Source organism: Amycolatopsis sp. M39 (assembly GCF_001651785.1).
Lineage (GTDB): Bacteria > Actinomycetota > Actinomycetes > Mycobacteriales > Pseudonocardiaceae > Amycolatopsis > Amycolatopsis rubida.
Window position 1 is genome coordinate 83763 of the sequence record NZ_LWSF01000030.1, and the last position, 18163, is coordinate 101925.

At 71.1% G+C, this 18163-nt stretch carries 16 protein-coding genes; 12 read left to right on the forward strand and 4 right to left on the reverse strand.

Annotated elements, in window-relative coordinates; genetic code table 11:
- Positions 1-104 precede the first annotated feature (104 nt).
- A complete protein-coding gene (locus A4R44_RS39045; RefSeq protein ID WP_067592643.1) occupies positions 105-1157 on the forward strand; it encodes a LacI family DNA-binding transcriptional regulator in 1053 nt (350 codons plus the stop codon).
- A 70-nt stretch (positions 1158-1227) separates the two neighbouring features.
- Here the strand turns inward: A4R44_RS39045 and A4R44_RS39050 are convergent, their stop codons facing one another.
- The 3 genes from A4R44_RS39050 to A4R44_RS39060 form a co-directional block, all read right to left on the reverse strand.
- The gene (locus A4R44_RS39050; protein ID WP_067592646.1) at positions 1228-1554 is read right to left on the reverse strand and encodes a putative quinol monooxygenase; all 327 of its coding nucleotides are present in this window, start codon (positions 1552-1554) and stop codon (positions 1228-1230) included.
- Between the two features lie 47 nt (positions 1555-1601).
- Positions 1602-2930: an FtsX-like permease family protein gene (locus A4R44_RS39055; RefSeq protein ID WP_067592650.1), complete on the reverse strand. Its 1329-nt coding sequence runs from the start codon at positions 2928-2930 to the stop codon at positions 1602-1604.
- Between the two features lie 102 nt (positions 2931-3032).
- Entirely contained in the window at positions 3033-3794 is a 762-nt protein-coding gene (locus A4R44_RS39060) for an ABC transporter ATP-binding protein (protein ID WP_067592653.1), read from the reverse strand.
- A 66-nt stretch (positions 3795-3860) separates the two neighbouring features.
- Between A4R44_RS39060 and A4R44_RS39065 the strand changes: the two genes are divergently transcribed.
- From A4R44_RS39065 to A4R44_RS39115, 11 genes are all read left to right on the forward strand, one after another.
- Entirely contained in the window at positions 3861-4412 is a 552-nt protein-coding gene (locus tag A4R44_RS39065; protein WP_067592656.1) for a TetR/AcrR family transcriptional regulator, read from the forward strand.
- Positions 4413-4600: 188 nt separating this feature from the next.
- On the forward strand, positions 4601-5638 hold the full coding sequence (locus A4R44_RS39070; RefSeq protein ID WP_067592659.1) for a LacI family DNA-binding transcriptional regulator: 1038 nt from the start codon (positions 4601-4603) through the stop codon (positions 5636-5638).
- A complete protein-coding gene (locus A4R44_RS39075) occupies positions 5635-6585 on the forward strand; it encodes a carbohydrate ABC transporter permease (protein WP_067592662.1) in 951 nt (316 codons plus the stop codon). The genes A4R44_RS39070 and A4R44_RS39075 overlap by 4 nt, the downstream gene beginning before the upstream one ends.
- 3 nt (positions 6586-6588) lie before the next feature.
- A complete protein-coding gene (locus tag A4R44_RS39080) occupies positions 6589-7416 on the forward strand; it encodes a carbohydrate ABC transporter permease (protein ID WP_067592665.1) in 828 nt (275 codons plus the stop codon).
- Positions 7417-7454: 38 nt separating this feature from the next.
- Complete coding sequence (locus A4R44_RS39085) at positions 7455-8732, forward strand: ABC transporter substrate-binding protein (RefSeq protein ID WP_067592668.1); 1278 nt, start codon at positions 7455-7457, stop codon at positions 8730-8732.
- Positions 8733-8825: 93 nt separating this feature from the next.
- Entirely contained in the window at positions 8826-9986 is a 1161-nt protein-coding gene (locus A4R44_RS39090; RefSeq protein ID WP_067592671.1) for an ADP-ribosylglycohydrolase family protein, read from the forward strand.
- Positions 9987-10320: 334 nt separating this feature from the next.
- Positions 10321-11310: an ADP-ribosylglycohydrolase family protein gene (locus A4R44_RS39095; RefSeq protein ID WP_232791975.1), complete on the forward strand. Its 990-nt coding sequence runs from the start codon at positions 10321-10323 to the stop codon at positions 11308-11310.
- The gene (locus A4R44_RS39100) at positions 11307-12197 is read left to right on the forward strand and encodes a ribokinase (RefSeq protein ID WP_067592674.1); all 891 of its coding nucleotides are present in this window, start codon (positions 11307-11309) and stop codon (positions 12195-12197) included. Before A4R44_RS39095 ends, A4R44_RS39100 begins: the two co-directional genes overlap by 4 nt.
- The gene (locus A4R44_RS39105) at positions 12197-14146 is read left to right on the forward strand and encodes an SUMF1/EgtB/PvdO family nonheme iron enzyme (RefSeq protein ID WP_067592678.1); all 1950 of its coding nucleotides are present in this window, start codon (positions 12197-12199) and stop codon (positions 14144-14146) included. The genes A4R44_RS39100 and A4R44_RS39105 overlap by 1 nt, the downstream gene beginning before the upstream one ends.
- Positions 14143-15351 carry a CaiB/BaiF CoA-transferase family protein gene (locus A4R44_RS39110; protein WP_067592681.1) on the forward strand — a complete coding sequence of 403 codons (1209 nt, stop codon included), beginning with the start codon at positions 14143-14145 and terminating at the stop codon, positions 15349-15351. The genes A4R44_RS39105 and A4R44_RS39110 overlap by 4 nt, the downstream gene beginning before the upstream one ends.
- A complete protein-coding gene (locus A4R44_RS39115) occupies positions 15348-16172 on the forward strand; it encodes a CoA ester lyase (protein WP_067592684.1) in 825 nt (274 codons plus the stop codon). Before A4R44_RS39110 ends, A4R44_RS39115 begins: the two co-directional genes overlap by 4 nt.
- Here the strand turns inward: A4R44_RS39115 and A4R44_RS39120 are convergent.
- Positions 16169-18118, reverse strand: coding sequence for an MFS transporter (locus tag A4R44_RS39120; RefSeq protein WP_067592687.1), 1950 nt, complete (start codon positions 18116-18118; stop codon positions 16169-16171). The two genes, A4R44_RS39115 and A4R44_RS39120, sit on opposite strands and share 4 nt — an antisense overlap.
- Positions 18119-18163: the final 45 nt, after the last annotated feature.

Here is an 18163-nt window from a genome sequence, read left to right on the forward strand (position 1 = left end):
GCTTTCGCGGCATCAAACCCGCGCGCCGGTGCGGTGTCAAGACCTCCGGGGCCGCCCGGTGGGCGATACTGGGCCGTCCGGAGGCAGGGCGAAGGGGAACGACGGTGGACACGGAGGGCGGCAAACGGCCGGTGACGATCCGGGAGGTCGCCGAGCGCGCCGGGGTTTCGATCAGCACGGTTTCGCACGCGCTTTCCGGGCGCAGGCCCATTTCGGCGGCGACCAAGGCGCGGGTGCGCGAGGCCGCGGCGGAGCTGGGCTACGACCCGAACCCGAACGCGCGCTCGCTGCGCACCGGCCGGTCCGGGCTGGTCGGGCTCATCCTGCGGCCGCGCTACGCGGTGGCGGGCACGCCCGACCGCGCCGAGACGTTCAACCGGCTCGTCGGGTCGATCGCGACCGAGATGCTGCGGCACAAAACCGGCCTGATCCACGTGCCCGACCTGCACGACCCGGCGGTGGCGAGCGTGCCGATGGACGGCTGCATCGTGGCCCACCCCTACGGCGGCGACACCGCGCTGGCCGAACTGCTCGGCCGCGGCCTGCCAGTGGTGACCGTCGAGGAGGACCCCGAGCAGCCGGACCTGCCGTGGTCGGTGCGGCTGGACTATCCGCCGGTGGTCGAGGCGCTGCTGGACCACCTCTACGACCAGGGCGCGCGCGACGTGCTGCTGCTGTCCGGCACCGAGGACAACGCCTGGAACCGGCGACCGCGCGAAACCTATCTCGCGTGGTGCGAACGGCGCGCGCTGCCGCCGCGGACCGCCTTGCTCAGCGAGGGCCTGACCCCAGGCGACGTACCCGAACTGGTGCAGCCCCTGCTGTCCGGCCCGGACCGGCCCGCCGCGATCGTGGTCGCGACCAGCGATTTCGCCCCGCTCATCGTCGAAGCCGCCGCCGCACAGGGCCTGCGCATCCCGGACGATCTGCTGCTCGCCGCGCTGACCGACAGCGAACACGCCCGCACGAGCACACCGCCGATCACCGCGATGGACCTGACGCACGAAGCGCTGGCCGAGCGCGCGGTGGACTTGATGCTGGCGCGGCTGTCCGGTGCTGAGACGCCGGCGGGTCCGGTGTTCTTGACTCCGGAGCTGCGGCTGCGGGAGTCGACTCAGCGAACAGTCCCGCGCACCACACGACCGAAAAGTACGTGAGGGGAGCCCTGAGGGAATCAGATTCCCTCAGGGCTCCCCTCACCTACATCCGGAGTGCGGAGCCAAGCCGCTATTCCACCGGCGTGACCTCGGCCATTTCCGACCAGGCCGCGCCGTCGAGGTTCTGGTAGTTGATCTCGGGCTTCTTCGCCACGACCGTCGACATGAACGGGAAGAACTCCCGCGCGTGCGCGGTGGCGACGTGCGCGTCCCCGGCGGCGCTGTCGGCGAAGACCTCGACGAGGACGAACTCGTTCTCGTCGCCGCCGTTCTGGTAATAGTCGAACGACACATTGCCCGGTTCGCCGCGCACCTGCTCGGTGTAGCGCTGGATTCCTTCGAGCCATTCGGCGCGCTTGCCGGGGCGGATCTGTGCTTTGAGGACAATCAAGATCATGCGCCGAGTATCGCAGGAACCTCCCCGATTCCGCAGAGCCGCGACCGCTAGGCGGCCACCGCCGCGGCGCGGATCACCCGTGCCCCGGCCAAAGCCGTCACGAGCAGCGCCACTCCTCCCCCGAAAACCGCACTCGCCGCGAACGGCCAGATGCTGAACGCGGCCGCCGGACTGCCCGTTTTGCCGATCGAGAACGGCAGCACGCACAGCACCGAGCCCACGATCGCGACGGCAATCGCCAGCAGGGTGGCGGCGGCGGTCTCGCGCAGGAGCATGCCGCGGACCTGCCGGACGGTCGAGCCGATCAGCGACAGCGTCGCGAACTCCGTCCGGCGGTCGCCGATCGCGGCCACCAGGTTGTTGGTCAGCGCGATCGCCATGAAGAGCGAGATCAGGGCGACCACCAGGTAGTTGATCGACGCCAGCACCTCGGCGGTGCTGCCCGGGACGCTGTGCTGGTTTTCGATGCCCTGCATGGCCAGCGTGCCCGCGGAAACGCCGACCAGCAGCGTCAGGAAGGTGACGATCGGACGGGCGCGTTCCGGAGCGGCGCGCAGGTTCACGCCCGCCAGATGCGCCTCGGCGCTCTTCGCACCGCGCGAAAGCCGGCCGACGATCCGGTTGGCCGCCGCGAGCAGTTCCGGTGCCAGAATCGCGAACCCGATCGAGCACAGCACCACGGCGGGACCAGTCAGGCCGGTGGTCGCGATGGCGTCGGCAGGCAGGGCGAGCACCGCGCTTGCCGACCCGAAACCCGTTGCCAGCAACACACTCGCGGCAATCCGTCGCGGCCGCGCCGACCCGGCCCGGCGCGGACCGGACGACGCTTCTTCCACCGGACTTCGCCGAGCCGGACCGCGACTCCCGATCCACGCCGCGAGAACTCCGGCCAGCAGCACCACCGCGACGCCGATCATCGGCAGCACGATGCCGGGCGCGTACGACGTGCTCGGCGAGGTGAGGCCGGTCGACCGCACGCCGGTCAGGAGCAGGAGCCCGAGCAGGTAGCCGAGCCCCAGGCCGGGCAGCGCGGCCACGGCGGTGATCGCGAGGGTTTCGGCCGAAACGAGCACGCGGATGTTCCGCGGCACCGCACCGATCAGCCGCAACCCGCCGATCTCGCCGGACCGCGCGGCAAGCGTGACGCCGATGGTCGACACCATCGCGAACACGACGATCGCCACCACCCAGCCGCCCAGGATGAGCGGGAACTGGATGAGGAATCCCCGGTCGGCCGGGGCGGTGCCGCCGGAGAGGCCGGTTCCGAGCAGGGCGGCCATCGCGACCACCAGTGCCATTCCGGCGAGCGCGACCAGCCCGGTGGCCACCGCGGCGGCGCGGTGGTGGCCGAAGAGCCGCAGAGCAAGTCTCAGCATGTCAGTCTCCCGTCGGATTCACTTGCCAGGCACACAGAACCTGTCTGCCGCTCCGCGATTGGCCAGGCAGCAGGTCCGCTTCGGGCTCCCGGCCACGCCACCTCATCGGGCGCCCACGGCATTCGCCGCCCGCTCGGCCGACTCGACCAGCACAGCCATCCGGTTCGCCACCGCCGCCGCGGCCGGCCGGGTCAGCTGATCGACCACCAGGCCGTCAGCCAGGAACAGGACCGCGTCGGCGTAAGACGCGGCCACCGGGTCGTGGGTCACCATCACGATCGTCTGGCCTCGGTCCGCCAATTGCCGCAGCAAGCCCAGCACTTCCCGCGCGCTGCGGATGTCCAGCGCGCCGGTCGGTTCGTCGGCGAACACGACCTCCGGGTCCGTCACCAGCGCCCGGGCCACCGCCACCCGCTGCTGCTGGCCGCCGGAAAGCTGGCCCGGCCGGTGTCCTCCGCGCTGCGCGAGACCGACCTGCGCCAGCAAGGCCGCGGTGCGCCGCGGGTCCGGGTCTCGACCGTCCAAGCGCAACGGCAGTTCGATGTTCTCCCGCGCGGTCAGCGCGGGCAGCAGGTTGAACTGCTGGAACACGAAACCGATCCGCTGCCGGCGCAGTCCGGCCAGCCGTGGTTCATCCAAAGCGGACAGATCGGTGCCGTCCAGTTCGACGGTCCCCTCGGTCGGGGCGCGCAGACCGGCCGCGCAATGCAGCAACGTGGTTTTCCCCGAGCCCGACGGGCCCATGATCGCGGCGAAAGCACCGCGCGGAACGTCCAGGTCCACGCCCCGCAGTGCGTCGACCGGACCGCCTTCGCCGTCGAAGCGGCAACACAGCCGCCGGGCGCGGATCGCGGGTGCGGTCATCTCAAGTCCTCCCAAGGGTCATGAACGATCGTTTAAAACGAACGTTTACATGATACGGTAGCACGTGTGGGACACCGCGAGAACCTGATCACCGCCGCCCGGGAATGCCTCCTCAAGGCCGGTTACGCGCGCACTACAGTGCGGGACCTCGTTGCCGCGTCCGGGGCGAACCAGGCGTCGATCAACTACCACTTCGGCTCGAAAGAACAGCTGCTCACCCAGACGTTGTTCGACCTCAACACGGAGTGGGGCGACATGTTGTTCGCCGTTCTCGCCGACCCCGCCGACGAGAAAGCCGGGCCGGAGCGGCGCTGGGCGCGGATCATCGAGTCGATCCAGGAGCACCGCGAACTGTGGTTCGTGAACTTCGAGAGCGTCAGCTACTTACAGCACGACGAGACGATCCGGAAGATCAACGCGGAAGGCCAGCGGCAGGCGCGCGTCGCGCTCGCGAACGCCTTCGGCGACCTCGGACCGGACGCCGACCCGAAGGACGTCCACGCGGTCGGCGCGCACTACTACTCGCTGCTGGTCGGGACCGCACTGCAGTGGCTGACCGACCCGGACGAGGCTCCCTCGGCCGCGGACGTCGTCCGCGCGGACCGGCGATCCGGCTAACTCGGCACACATCACGCTGACGTCACGGATCCCCGGCCCCGCGGCAGCTCCGTTGACACGTCCGCCATCCGGGTGACATTATTCGGACACCGCTTGGAAACGTTTCCAGATCTGCTGGAACGTCGATTGGAAACGTTTCCAAGCACGGTTTCCGCACCGCTTGGTGCTGTGTCCGACTGGGAGGGACGATGACGTCAACCCGAGCCACGCTGATCCAGGTGGCCGAGCGCGCCGGCGTGTCGCTGGCTTCGACCTCGCGCGCGCTGCACGGGACCGGCGCGAGCAAGGCGATGGTCGAGCGCGTGCGGGCCGCCGCGGCGGAACTCGGGTACAGCGCGGACGCGATCGGGCGGTCGCTGCGGCTGAAGAAGACGTCGCAGATCGCGTTCGCGGTGGCGGACATCGGCAACCCGGTCTACGTCGAGATCATGCGCGGCATCCACGAAGTCCTCGCGCCGCACGGGTACCGGGTCGTGGTGATGTCCACCGGGGACACCGCGGCGTCGACCGCCGAACTCTTGCACAGCCTGCACGGCGGGTTCGCCGACGGGATGATCGTGATCCCGCTGCGCACCGACGACGAGCTGATCGAGCAGATCGGCCGGGCCCCGGTGCCGGTCGTGGTGATCGGCCGGGCGATGAGCGACCGCGGGATCAGTTCGGTCTCCACCGATTCCGCGGCCGGGATCGGCGCGGCGGTGCAGCACGTGGTTTCGCTGGGCCGCCGCCGGATCGGGTTCCTCAACGGGCCGCTCGACACCACGCCGGGCTCCTCGCGCCAGCGCGGATTCGACGAGGCGGTGTCCGCGAAGGACTTCGCCGCGCAGACCGACGTCGAGGTCGCGGCCGATTTCACCGTCGCGGCGGGGATCGAGGCGGCACGGAAGCTGCTCGACCGTCCGCACCGGCCGGACGCGATCGTGGCGGCCAACGACCTGCTCGCCATCGGCGCCATCCGCGCCGCCCGGGAGCTCGGGCTGAGCATCCCGCACGACGTCGCCGTGACCGGGATGGACGACACCGAACTCGGGCAGGTTTTCCTGCCCCGGCTGACCAGCGTGTCCCTCGGTTCGGCCGAGCGCGGGCGCGCCGCCGCCCGGCTCATGCTCGGGCTGACCGACGACGCGGAGGCTCCGGCGCGGCAGATCTCGGTCGGGACCGAGCTGTTCGTCCGGGAATCCACCCGGGACTCCACTCCGGACCAGACCGCGGAGGACGCAGAATGACCACCGCGACGCGGCCGCGGGTCGCTCCCGCTCCCCCGCCGCGCCCGAAGAAGACCACTCAGGCCCGCACCCGCCGGCGCGAGGCGATCGCGCTGGTGATGCCGTCGCTGATCCCGATCCTGGTGCTGTCGGTCGCCCCGCTGGTGATCGCCGTCGTGCTGGCCTTCACCGACACCCGGCTGGTGCGGCATCCGGACTTCGGCTTCGCCGGGATCGACAACTTCGTCCGCCTCGGCGGGAACTCGCTGTTCTGGGACTCGCTCCGGATCGGTCTGATCTGGACGGTCGGGGTGACCGTCCTGCAGCTGGCCGCCGCGATGGGGCTCGCGCTGCTGCTCAACTCCGGACTCAAACTCCAGGGCCTCACGCGGGTGCTCGCGCTGATTCCGTGGGCGATGCCACCGGTGGTCGTCGCGATTATGTGGCAAATGATCTACTCGGCCAACGGCGGTCCGCTCAACGCGTTCCTCGGCAGTATCGGATTGCCGGACGGAATCAACTGGCTCGGCGATTTCACCACCGCCTTGCCCGCGGTGATCGTGGTCGGCGTCTGGGTCGGCATGCCGCAAACCACGGTGACGCTTCTGGCCGGCCTGCAACAGATCCCGGCCGAACTGCACGAGGCGGCAGCGGTGGACGGCGCCGGTGCGTGGCGGCGGTTCGCCGCGGTGACCTGGCCGAGCATGCGCCCGATCGTCAGTTCCATCACCTCCCTGAACTTCATCTGGAATTTCAATTCCTTCTCGCTCGTCTACGTGCTCACCGCGGGCGGACCGGGCGGCAAAACCATGGTCCCGGTGCTGTTCGTCTACCTCGAAGCGTTCAAGAACCGCGAAATCGGCTACGCCGCCGCGATGGGGCTGGTCCTCGTGATCGTGGTCGTCGCGCTGCTCGCGATCTACCTGCGGTCGCAGTTCCGCGGCGACCGCCCGGAAAGGGGGCGGTGATCCATGCGCTGGTCCGTGCGCCCCGCGCAGTACCTGGCTCTCGTGCTGTACCTGCTGTTCCTCGGTTTTCCGCTGCTGTGGCTGATTTCCGCGTCGGTGAAGTCGTCGGCGGAGCTGAACTCGCTGTCGGTCAACCTGGTCCCGGGCGAATGGCACTGGGACAACTACGGCGAAGCGCTCTCCCGCCAGGGCCTGCTGCATTCGGCGTTCAACAGCCTGCTGGTCGCGCTGGCCAGCACCGTGCTGGCGGTCCTGATCTCGGTGCCGGCGGCCTACGTGCTGGCCCGGCTCAAGGGCAAGCTGCGCGTCGCGGGCGTCACCTGGATCCTGGTCAGCCAGGTGTTCCCGGTGGTGCTGGTGATCCTGCCGCTGTTCCTCGTGCTGCGGACGCTCGGCCTCGCCGACAGCCTCGTCGGGCTGACGCTCGTGCACACCACCTACATCCTCCCGTTCGCGTTGTGGATGCTGCAGGGCTACGTCGCGGCGATCCCGGTCGAGCTGGAGGAGGCCGGGGCGATGGACGGCGCGAACCGGTTCACCGTGCTGCGCACCATCGTGTTCCCGCTGCTGGCCCCCGGCGTGGTCGCGACGGCGATGTTCAGCTTCGTGTCCTCGTGGAACGAGTTCTTCTTCGCGCTGGTGCTGCTGCAGTCGCCGGAGAACTACACGCTGCCGATCACGCTCACCATGTTCATCGGCGGCGAGGGCAAAGTCGCCCTCGGCCCGCTGGCCGCGGGCGCGGTGCTCGCGGCGATCCCGAGCATCGCCTTCTTCAGCCTCCTGCGGAAGAAACTCACCGGCGGCCTCATGGCCGGGGCGGTGAAGGGATGAGCCCCACCCCATCGGAAACACCTTCGAAAGGTCGGTCGATGAAGACACGACGCGCGGCCGTCGCCGCCAGCCTCGCTCTCACCAGCCTGCTCGCCGCCGCGTGCGGCAGCGGCGGTGACAGCGGGGACGGCGGTCCGGTCACCCTCACGTTCCAGTCCCTGTCGGACCAGCCCGCCGCGATCGCGGCCACGAACAAGATCGTCGGAGCGTGGAACCAGGCGCATCCCGACACTCAGGTGAAGGTCGTCCAGGCCGGCTGGGACAGCGCCTACGACAAGCTGATCACCCAGTTCAACGCGGGCACCGCGCCGGACATCGTGCACTACGAGGCGGCCGGGATCGGTCCGTTCGCGACCGACGGCTACCTCGCCGACCTCTCCCCCTACCTGTCCGAGCAGAAGCGCGCGGACATCCCGAAGGGCGTGCTCGACTCAGTGACGGTCGACAGCAAGGTCGTCGCCTACCCGACCGAACTGCAGTCCTATGTGGTCTTCGCGAACAAGAAGCTGCTTGAGCAGTCCGGCGCGCAGATCCCGACCGGCGAAACGATGACCTGGGACCAGCTGCGCCAGCTGGCCAAGACCGCCACGAAGGACGGCAAGTACGGTCTCGGCTGGGGCCTGTCGAGCCCGGCCGCGACGTTCGTGGCGATGGCCCCGGCGTTCGGCGGCAAGTACTTCGAGGGCACCGGCGACCAGGCGCAGATCACCGTCGGCCAGGGCGAAATGGCGCTGCCGCAGCTGGTGCGCGACATGAACGCGACCGACCACTCGATCCTGCCGGTGACGCTGACCCAGTCCGGCGGCAAGGCGCTGGCCCCGTTCTACGCGGGCCAGGTCGCGATGACCGTGCAGGGCTCGTATCAGGCGGCGAACATCGAGAAGGACGCGCCGAAGGACCTCGACTGGATCGCGCTGCCGCCGATCGCCGGCCCGGCCGGACCGGCGCAGGCGGCGAACCCGCAGACGCTGTCGGTCAACAAGGACTCCAAGCACGTCGAGCAGGCCGCGAAGTTCCTGGACTTCTTCACCAACACGGAGAACCTCGCCGCGCTCAACGAGGCCGACACGCTGATCCCGGCGAGCAACTCCGCTCGGGAAGCGCTCGACAAGAAGCTCAGCGCCAAGAAGGGCTGGAGCACGATCCTGGCCTCGGGCAAGTACCTGACCTCGGCGCCGTATCTGTTCGCCGGCAAGTACGCGCAGTGGAAGGACACTGTCGCGACGCCCGCCTACCAGCGCTTCCTGGCGAACCAGATCGACGCGAACACGCTGGCGCAGCAGCTGAAGGACGGCTGGACGAGCGTCGGCAAGTGACCGCCGCGCCGGGGCCGGGCACACGTCCGGTCCCGGTGCGCACAACAGGCGCGGGCGGCCTGCCCGCGCCGGGGAACGAAGGGACGCAAGCCGGTGACCTGGCTGGAGGACCGCGCGGTGGCAGTGATCACCGGCGCGGCAGTGGGGGACGCGCTCGGCGGCGCGACCGAAGGGTGGACGCCCGAGCAGATCGAGGAGCGGCACGGCGGCCGGGTGACCGGGATCGTTCCGCCGTGGTACCCGAACTGGCGGGACGCGCGCCCGATCGCGCCGTACCACAAGGGCGACGGGCATATCACCGACGACACCTTGATGACCCGCGCGATCGTGGAGGTGTACGCGAAGCGCCGCACGCACCTCGACGCGTACTCGATGGCCGAGGACCTGGTTCCGCTGATGATCGGCGAACCGCGCTGGGTGCCGGAGCTGGAGTCGACGGCGCTGTTGCTGCAGCGGGTGTTCCTCGCCGAGAAGTGGATCGTCGCGAAGCTGCACTACGGGCATGTGGACCCGCGGGAGGCAGGCGTCGGCAACATCGTGAACTGCGGCGCGGCGATGTACATCGCGCCGGTCGGCGTCGTGAACCCAGGTGATCCGCAGGCAGCGTATGCCGAGGCGATCGACCTGACCGCGCCGCACCAGTCGAGCTACGGCCGGGAGGCCGCCGGGGTGCTGGCCGCGATGGTCGCCGCTTCGGTCGCGCCGGGTGCCTCGATCGACGACGTCGTGCAGGCGGCGCTCGCGGTGTCGCACGACGGGACTTTGGCGGCGATGCAGGCTGTGGTCGACGCCTTCCAGGGATGGAACGCCGCGCCCGAGACCGACGACGCGGAGCGTGCGCTCGCGCGGAAGATCCGCGAAGTGGTCGCGCCGTTCGATTCGGTCGGGCCGGAGTACCGGCAGATGTCGATGGACGCGCGGCGGCCGTCGCGGACCAAGGCGATCGAGGAATTGCCTGCCGCGCTGGGGTTTGTGCTGGGCCATCAGGGCGATTACCGCGGTGCCGTGCTGGCCTCGGTGAACTACGGCCGGGACGCCGACTCGATCGCGTCGATGGCGGGTGCGCTCTGCGCCGGTCTCGGCGGGGCGGCCTCGGTGCCGGACGAGTGGATCGATCCGGTCGGCGAGGCCAGCAAGACGGACCTGCGCGAGACCGGGTGGCTGCTCGCGTCGGCCGCAACCGACATCGTGAAGGCCGACCGCGCGCGGGCGAAGGCACGCCTCGCCGCGCTCGACGCGCTGGACGCGGCATGAGGCTCACCTGGGCTCAGCCCGAAGACCTGCTCGCGCACGAGTTCGTCCAGTCCGCTGCGGAGGGCAAGGACGTGACCTCGGTGCGGGAGCGCTGGATCGCCGCCGGCGGCGATCCGGCACCCGCCGTGAGCGGGGCAGGACCGCGGCCGGCGCCCCCAGCGTTGCGGGCGCTGGCCCGGACGCTGCTGGACGAACTGGCCGCGCTCCCCTGCCCGGCCGCGCCGCACGAGCCGGACGGATGGGACGAGATCGCCGCGCTGCTCCCGGCCGCGCCGGTCCTCCCCCGGCCCGGCGCGGACCGCACGCTCGGCGCGTGGACCGGCCGGGCGGCGGGATGCCTGCTCGGAAAGCCGGTCGAGAAGATCCCGCGCGAGGGCATCGAGGAGATCCTGCGCGCGACCGGACGCTGGCCGCTGGACCGCTGGTTCACCGCGGTCGGGCTGCCGGACGACGTCGCGGCGCGGTGGCCGTGGAACCGCCGGTCGGCACCGGCTTCCCTGGAGGAGAACATCTCCGGGATGCCGGAGGACGACGATCTCAACTACCCGATCCTCGCGCTNTCGCGCTCACGCTGCTGGAACGGCACGACCGCGAGTTCACCGCCGACGATGTCGCGCAGCTCTGGCTGGAACAGCTGCCTGCCGGGCGGGTGTTCACCGCCGAGCGCGCCGCGTACCGGAACCTGCTGGACGCGCGCCCGGTGCCGGAAACGGCGACGCACCTCAACCCGTTCCGCGAATGGATCGGCGCGCTGATCCGGACCGACGTCTTCGGCTGGGTCTCCCCCGGCGACGTCCGCGCCGCCGCGCGCCTCGCGTGGGTCGACGCGCGGCTCAGCCACACCCGGAACGGCATTTACGGCGCGATGTGGGCGGCTGCGCTCGCGTCGGCGGCGATGGTGTGCGATTCCGTCCACAGTGTCCTCGACGCGGCGGAAACCGTTCTGCCGCCTAGCAGCCGGCTGGCCTCGGCGGTGCGATTCGGGCGGGCGGCCGCTGCTTACGACGACGGGCTGGACCGATTGCACGCCCGCTACGGCGACCTGCATTGGGTGCATGTGCTGAACAACGCGGCGGTGATCGCGTACGCGCTGGCCCGCGGCGATGGCGACTTCGGGCAGAGCATCTCGCTCGCCGTCACGGCTGGCTGGGACACGGACTCGGCGGCCGCGACGGTCGGCGGCGTGGTCGGTGCGCTGGCAGGGGCGGACGGGATCGGCGAGCAGTGGACGAAACCGCTCGACAACCGGATCGCGACCTCGTTGCCCGGCGGCGAGCAGCGGATCACCGATCTCGCCGCGCGGACGGCCAGGGTGGCGCGATGACCGGGCGAGTTGTCGTCGTCGGCTCGGCGAATGTCGATCTGGTGGTCGGCGTTCCGCGGCACCCGGGCGCGGGCGAGACCGTCCTCGGCGGCGACCTGCGGCGCAGTCCCGGCGGCAAGGGAGCCAACCAGGCAGTCGCCGCGGCGCTCGCGGGCGGCGCGGAGACGACGTTCCTCGGCGCGTTCGGTCCCGGCGACGGCGCGGGCTTTCTGCTGTCGTCGCTGGCGAAGGCCGGGGTGCGGACGGATCTGGTGTCGCGAGTGGACAGTGCGACCGGGACCGCGTTCATCATGGTGTCGCCGGACGGCGAGAACTCCATCGTGGTCGCGCCCGGGGCCAACTCGCGGCTCTCGCTCGCCGGGGAGCAGCTGGAGCGGATCGCCGCGGCGGACGTCGTGCTCGCGCAGCTGGAGATTCCGCTCGAAGCGGTGACCGCTGCCGCCGCGGCCCGGCGGCCCGGGGCCCGGATGGTGCTCAATGCCGCGCCGTCCCGGCCGCTGCCGGAGATCGATGCGGACGTGCTGATCGTCAACGAGCACGAGGCGGCCGACCTGGCGGGCGCGTCCGCCGCGCCGGAGGAATTGGCCCGGATTCTGCAGCGGCGCGCACCCGCGGTGGTGATCACGCTCGGGGCGGCCGGTTGTGTCGTCGCGGAGCGGGAAGTCGCGCACCTGCCCGGCTTCCGGGTGTCCCCAGTGGACACCACCGGTGCCGGGGACACGTTCTGCGGCGTGCTCGCGGCGGCGTTGGCCGAGGGCCGTCCGCTCCGCGAGGCCGCCGAACGCGCTGGGGCCGCCGCGGCGCTCGCCGTCACCCGGCCCGGTGCGCAATCCGCTGTCCCGACCGTCGCAGAGGTCGCCGAGTTCGCGGCCGGAGGAAACACCTGATGACCTACGTGTTCGACCCGCTCGTCCCGCGCCCGATCGACCAGCCCACCGAGGTCCCGCTCGGCGCGCCCCTCTCCCCCGAGCAGCTCGCGGCGCTGGACGAGGCCAAGATCTTCGTCGGCCCGGCGGACCCCGCCGACCGTCCGGAATGGCGGGCTCGGCTGCGGCAATGGCGTGCCGACGCGCACGAACGGCACGGCTACCACGGTCGCGCCTACGACCGGCCGGAAGCCGCGTGGGCCGCCGGATGCCACACGGTCGCGCAGGTCTGGCTGTGGGACGAGTTGCTGTATTCGTTCGAGGAGCACCGGTTCACGCCGGAGCGGTTCCTCGCCGACGCGCACCAGCGGTTCGGCGGCCTCGACGCGGTCGTGCTGTGGCACGCGTACCCGGTGATCGGCCTCGACGACCGCAACCAGTGGGATTTCTACCGCGATGTGCCCGGTCTCCGCGAGCTGGCCGAGACATTCCATTCGGCAGGCACGCGGGTGTTCGTGGACTACAACCCGTGGGACGTCGGCACGCGCCGGGGCGAGGACGACGCTGCGGAGCTGTCCGCGGTACTGGCCGATTCCGGCGCGGACGGCGTCTTCCTGGACACCCTGAAGAAGGCCGACCCGGCGCTGGTCGAGCAACTCGAACGCGCGCGGCCCGGGGTCGTGCTGGAGGGCGAATCGAAGCTGCCGGTGGAGCGGATCGAGGACCACTCGGCGTCGTGGGCGCAGTTCTTCGCCGATTCGCCGGTGCCGGGCGTGCTGCGTTCGCACTGGTACGAGCGGCGGCACATGCAGCACCACGTGCGGCGATGGCACCGCGACCACACCGAGGAACTGCATTCGGCGTGGCTGAACGGCGTCGGCGTGATGGTGTGGGAAGTCGTGTTCGGCGTGTGGGTCGGCTGGTCGCAGCGGGACGCGGCGACGGTGCGCCGGATGGTGTCTGTGCAGCGTGCGGCGGGTGAGCTGCTGCGCGAGGGCGAGTGGACGCCGTTGGCTCCGCTGACGCCGGAAGCCGAAGCCGCCGGGGTCTACGCGTCGCGCTGGGAACTCGGCGACTGGACACTGTGGACAGTCGTGAACCGGGGCGATTCGGACTATCTCGGGCCGGTCGTGGACGGGCCGGTGATCGATCTGTTCGCCGACGGGCGGGTGCCCGCGCGCGGGATTTCGGCGTTGCTGCGGGTCGCCGACGGCGCGGCGGAACCGTCGTGGCTGTCCCAGGTGGCGACCCTGCCGCATGATCCGGACGCTCGTTTCCCGCATCGGCTCGCGACGCGGGTCCAGCCTCAGCCGACGAGCGGTACGCCCGAGGACGACGCGGTCATGGTGCCTGCCGGGCCGTATGTGCTGACGGTCCGGTACCGCGGGCGCGAGACCGGGATGTACCAGGGCGCGCCGTATGTGGACGAGTGGAAGCCGCTGCCGCCTCGGCTGCACGACGCCCGGACGCTGCAACGCGACGGTTCGCTGGCGTCGCCGGTCGCGGTCGCCGCAGCCGAGGTGACGAACGGCGAGTTCGCGGAATTCCTTGCCACTACGGGATATCAGCCGGTCGAGGCGCATCGGTTCCTCGCGCACTGGGCCGACGGTCAGCCTGCTGCCGAGGACGAGCCGGTGACCTTCGTGGACCTCGACGACGCCCGGGCGTACTGCGCGTGGCGCGGCGGCCGGTTGCCGACCGAGGACGAATGGCAGCTCGCCGGGGAGACCGGCGGTCTGCGGCGCGGCACACCCGCGGTGTGGAACTGGACCGAAAGCGAACACTCCGACGGGAGGACCCGGTTCGTGATGCTCAAGGGCGGCAGCGACTACCGCGCCGAGGGTTCCGAGTGGTACGTCGAGGGCGGCCGGCACGCGCCGGACTACAGCGTGAAGCTGCTGCTGCCCGGGTTCGGGCTGGCGCGCGGGGCGACCGTCGGGTTCCGCTGTGCGTGGGACGTGACGCGATGACCGTGTCGAGGGAAGCTTCCGCGGGCGCACTGGCCGGGCTGCGGGTCGTGGACGCGTCGACCTTGTTCGCCGGGCCGATGGCCGCGATGCACCTCGGCGACATGGGCGCGGAGGTGATCAAGGTCGAGCATCCGGCGCGACCGGACCCGTCGCGCACGCACGGGGTGGCCAAGGGCGACGTCAACCTGTGGTGGAAGACGTTGGGGCGCAACAAGCGCACCGTCACGGCGAATCTGGGCAGCGACGGCGGGCGCGAGGTGTTCCTGGCGCTCGCCGAAACCGCGGACGTGGTGATCGAGAACTTCCGGCCGGGCACCCTGGAACGCTGGGGGCTCGGTTACCCGGAACTGTCCGCACGGAACCCGGGTCTCGTTCTCGCGCGGGTAACCGGATTCGGCCAGTTCGGGCCGTACTCCCCGCGGCCCGGTTTCGGCACGCTCGCCGAGGCGATGAGCGGATTCGCCGCGGCCACCGGCGAACCGGACGGCCCGCCGACGCTGCCGCCGTTCGGGCTCGCCGACGGGGTCGCGTCGCTGGCCACCGCGTACGCGATCATGGTCGCGCTCGCCGGGCGCGCTGCCCGCGGGCGCGGCCAGGTCGTGGACGTCGCGATCATCGAGCCGATTCTCGCCATGCTCGGACCGCAGATCACGCGGTGGGACCAGCTCGGCACGGTCCAGCCGCGCACCGGCAACCGCTCCACGAACAACGCGCCGCGCAACACCTACCGCACGAGCGACGGACAATGGGTGGCGGTGTCGACGTCGGCGCAGTCGATCGCGGAACGCGTGGTGCGGCTGGTCGGACGGCCAGAACTCGCTGCTGAGCCGTGGTTCGCGACCGGCGCGGACCGGGCGGCGCACGCGGACGAACTGGACGAGGCCGTCGGCGGCTGGATCGCGCGGCACACACGGGACGAGGTCGTGGCGGCCTTCGAGGAGGCGCAGGCGGCGGTCGCGCCGATTTACGACGCGGCCGACATCGTCGCGGACCCGCAGTTCCGTGCGCTGGGCACGATCCACGAGATCGAGGACCCGGAGCTGGGCACGACATTGATGCAAGGACCGCTGTTCCGGTTGTCGGACAACGACGGCGTCATCGGCTTCACCGGACGCCCGCACGGCGCGGACACCGACGAGGTGCTCGGTTCGCTGGGCTTCACGGCGTCGCGGATCGCGGAGCTTCGGGCGGAGGGAGCGGTATGACGCCCGCGCTGACCCTGCTCTACGTCCCGGCCGACCGACCCGACCGCGTGGGCAAAGCGCTCGCCTCGGACGCCGACGTCGTGCTGGTCGACCTCGAAGACGCCGTCGCGCCCGCACACAAGGATGCCGCACGAGACAACGCGATGCGGCTGTTGGCCGACGTGCCCGCGGCGCGGCCGGTGCAGGTGCGGATCAACCACCCGGACACGCCGTGGCACGCGGCCGACCTGGCCGCGGTGGCCGCGCTCCCGGCCTGGGTGGGCGCACGGCTGCCGAAGGTCGAGAGTTCGCTCGACGTCCGGTCGCACGCCGATGCCTTGCCGGGGCGGGAATTGCACCCGCTGATCGAGTCGGCACTCGGGGTGGAGCGGGCGTTGGAGATCGCACTCGCGTCTCCGCGGACGGCGTCGCTCGGGCTCGGCGAGGCGGATCTGCGTTCTGACCTGCGGCTCGCCGACGAAGCCGGACTCACCTGGGCGCGCAGCCGGATCGTGAACGCCGCCCGCGCCGCGCGGCTGCCCCCGCCCGCGATGTCGGTGTACGCGAACGTCCGCGACCTCGACGGCCTGGCGGAGAGCTGCCGGGCCGGGCGGGCGCTCGGCTTCCGCGGCCGGAGCGCGATCCACCCGACGCAGCTGCCGACGATCCGCGCGGCGTTCCTGCCGACGGCGGAGGAGATCGCGCGGGCGCGGGAGGTCCTGTCCCGAATGGACGGGGCCACTCAGGCCGGGGTGGGCGCGATCGCGCTCGCCGACGGGACGTTCCTGGACGTCGCGATGCGGGACCAGGCCCTGGCGGTGCTGGCGCTCGTCTCCGACTAGGCCTTGTCCGCGGAAACCAAGCGCAGCAACGGGTCGAAGCGGGCCGGTCCTTCGGTCGTCAGCTGCACCGGTTCCGCGACCGGCTGGTATCCCGTCACGACGACGGTGTACTCGCCGGGGAACAGATCGTCGACGGTGTAATGGCCCGCCTCGTCCGTGACCGTCACCCGCTGGACCTGGCCCTTCGCGTCCAGCACCGCGACCTGCGCGCCGGGGAACGGACCCCGGATCGCGTGCACGGTGCCGGTGAGCCGGACCGACCGCGCCAGTCCGACGTCCTCGCGCACCGGCTCGGCGCCCACCTGGACATGGCGGGCCACCGGCTCCCGGCCGCCCGCCTGGACCAGCAGCAGATAGGTGCCCGCCGGGGCGTCCAGGGCGAACGTGTTGTCCGCGCCGGTGGTGGTGCGGCGTACTTCGTGGGTCTCCAGAGACGTCAACGAGACAGACGCGGTTTCCGCGGGAGCGAGGCCGCTCACGGAGCCGGAAACCGCCGCGGGTGGCGCGCTTTGCGTTGTGCTGCGGCGTTTGCGTGTCCGCGACAGCAGCACATCGACGACGCCGAACAGCAACGCGAGCACGACCAGCGCGGTCGAACCGATCAGCCCGAGGGCGGTCGCGGAGTGGTAATCCCCGTGCGAACGCCCGAGTTCGCCGAAGAACAGCGACCCGCCGAGCGCGGTGCCGACCGCCGAGCCGATCCGCTGACCGGTCTGCAGCACGCCGGCCGCGGTGCCGCCTTCCGCGGGCGGGACTTCTTCCAAGGCGAGCGTCGAGTTCGGCGAAATCACCAGCCCGCTGCCGAACCCGCCGACGAACAACGGCCCGGCCAGCACGAACGCGGTGTTCGCGCCGGAGTACTCGCGGACGAGCCACGCGGTCGCGGCGAGCCCGATCGCCACGAGCAGCGTCCCGAGCACGACCATCGGCCTGCCGAACCGGTGCACGAGCCGCCCGCCGATGGTCGGCGAGATCGCCGAACCGATCGCGAACGCGAGCATCGCCGCGCCGGCCTGCAGCGCCGTGTAGCCGAGGCCCTGCTGGAAGAAGAGCGTCAGGACCAGGAAAATCCCGGTGAATCCGGCGAAATAGACCATGCCGAGCGCGGAACCCATCGAGTAGCTGCGCACGGTCAGCAGCTTCAGGTTCACCAGCGGCTGCTTGCCGCGGTTGCCGAGCCAGCGCTCCCACAGCACGAACAGCACGAGCAACCCGGCCGCGACGCCCATCAGCCACCAGCGCGGCGCCGTCGCCTGCTCTTCTTCCTCGATCAACGGCAGCATCACCAGCACGACCGCCACGCCGAGCAGCACGCTGCCGACCAGGTCCGGCGTCCGCTTCCGGCCGCTGCGCGCGTCCTTCGGCAGCAGGCGCAGCCCGAACAGGATCGCGAGGATGCCGATCGGCAGGTTGACGTAGAACACCCAGCGCCACCCCTGGTCGACGCCGATGCCCTGGATCAGCAACCCGCCCAGCACCGGCCCGATCGCGGTGGACAGCCCGACCGTCGCCCCGAACGCGCCGAATGCCTTGCCCCGCTCGCGGCCGGAGAACAGCTGCTGCATCAGGCCGATGATCTGCGGGTTCAGCAACCCGCCCGCGACGCCCTGGCCCAGCCGCGCGACGACGAGCCACGTCGCGTTCGGCGCCGCGCCGCACAGCACGCTGGCCGCCACGAACAACGCCAGCCCGAGCAGGAACATCCGGCGGCGCCCGTAGTCGTCGCCGAGCCGCCCCGACGGCACCAGCGCGAGCCCGAACGTGAGCGCGTAGCCGGAGACGACCCACGAGACGTCCGCGGGCGTCGCGCCGATCCCGTGCTCCATCGAGGGCAGCGCGACGTTGACGATGCTGACGTCGAGCAGCGTCATGAACCCCGCGATGAGGCACACCCACAAGGCGCGCCAGCGCTGCGGATCGGGCTCGGCTGAAGGGGAAGAGTGCACGGACCGTCCTGATTCGAGACCGGTAAGATAATTACTGGTGTTAGA

What these genes read in the sequence shown, in the direction of transcription:
- A4R44_RS39080 (WP_067592665.1), top strand. Translation starts at nt 6,589, where the DNA reads ATGCGCTGGTCCGTGCGCCCCGCGCAGTACCTGGCTCTCGTGCTGTAC.
- A4R44_RS39100 (WP_067592674.1), top strand. Translation starts at nt 11,307, where the DNA reads ATGACCGGGCGAGTTGTCGTCGTCGGCTCGGCGAATGTCGATCTGGTG.
- A4R44_RS39105 (WP_067592678.1), top strand. Translation starts at nt 12,197, where the DNA reads ATGACCTACGTGTTCGACCCGCTCGTCCCGCGCCCGATCGACCAGCCC.
- A4R44_RS39115 (WP_067592684.1), top strand. Translation starts at nt 15,348, where the DNA reads ATGACGCCCGCGCTGACCCTGCTCTACGTCCCGGCCGACCGACCCGAC.
- A4R44_RS39050 (WP_067592646.1), bottom strand. Translation starts at nt 1,554, where the DNA reads ATGATCTTGATTGTCCTCAAAGCACAGATCCGCCCCGGCAAGCGCGCC.
- A4R44_RS39060 (WP_067592653.1), bottom strand. Translation starts at nt 3,794, where the DNA reads ATGACCGCACCCGCGATCCGCGCCCGGCGGCTGTGTTGCCGCTTCGAC.
- A4R44_RS39075 (WP_067592662.1), top strand. Translation starts at nt 5,635, where the DNA reads ATGACCACCGCGACGCGGCCGCGGGTCGCTCCCGCTCCCCCGCCGCGC.
- A4R44_RS39070 (WP_067592659.1), top strand. Translation starts at nt 4,601, where the DNA reads ATGACGTCAACCCGAGCCACGCTGATCCAGGTGGCCGAGCGCGCCGGC.
- A4R44_RS39110 (WP_067592681.1), top strand. Translation starts at nt 14,143, where the DNA reads ATGACCGTGTCGAGGGAAGCTTCCGCGGGCGCACTGGCCGGGCTGCGG.
- A4R44_RS39085 (WP_067592668.1), top strand. Translation starts at nt 7,455, where the DNA reads ATGAAGACACGACGCGCGGCCGTCGCCGCCAGCCTCGCTCTCACCAGC.
- A4R44_RS39055 (WP_067592650.1), bottom strand. Translation starts at nt 2,930, where the DNA reads ATGCTGAGACTTGCTCTGCGGCTCTTCGGCCACCACCGCGCCGCCGCG.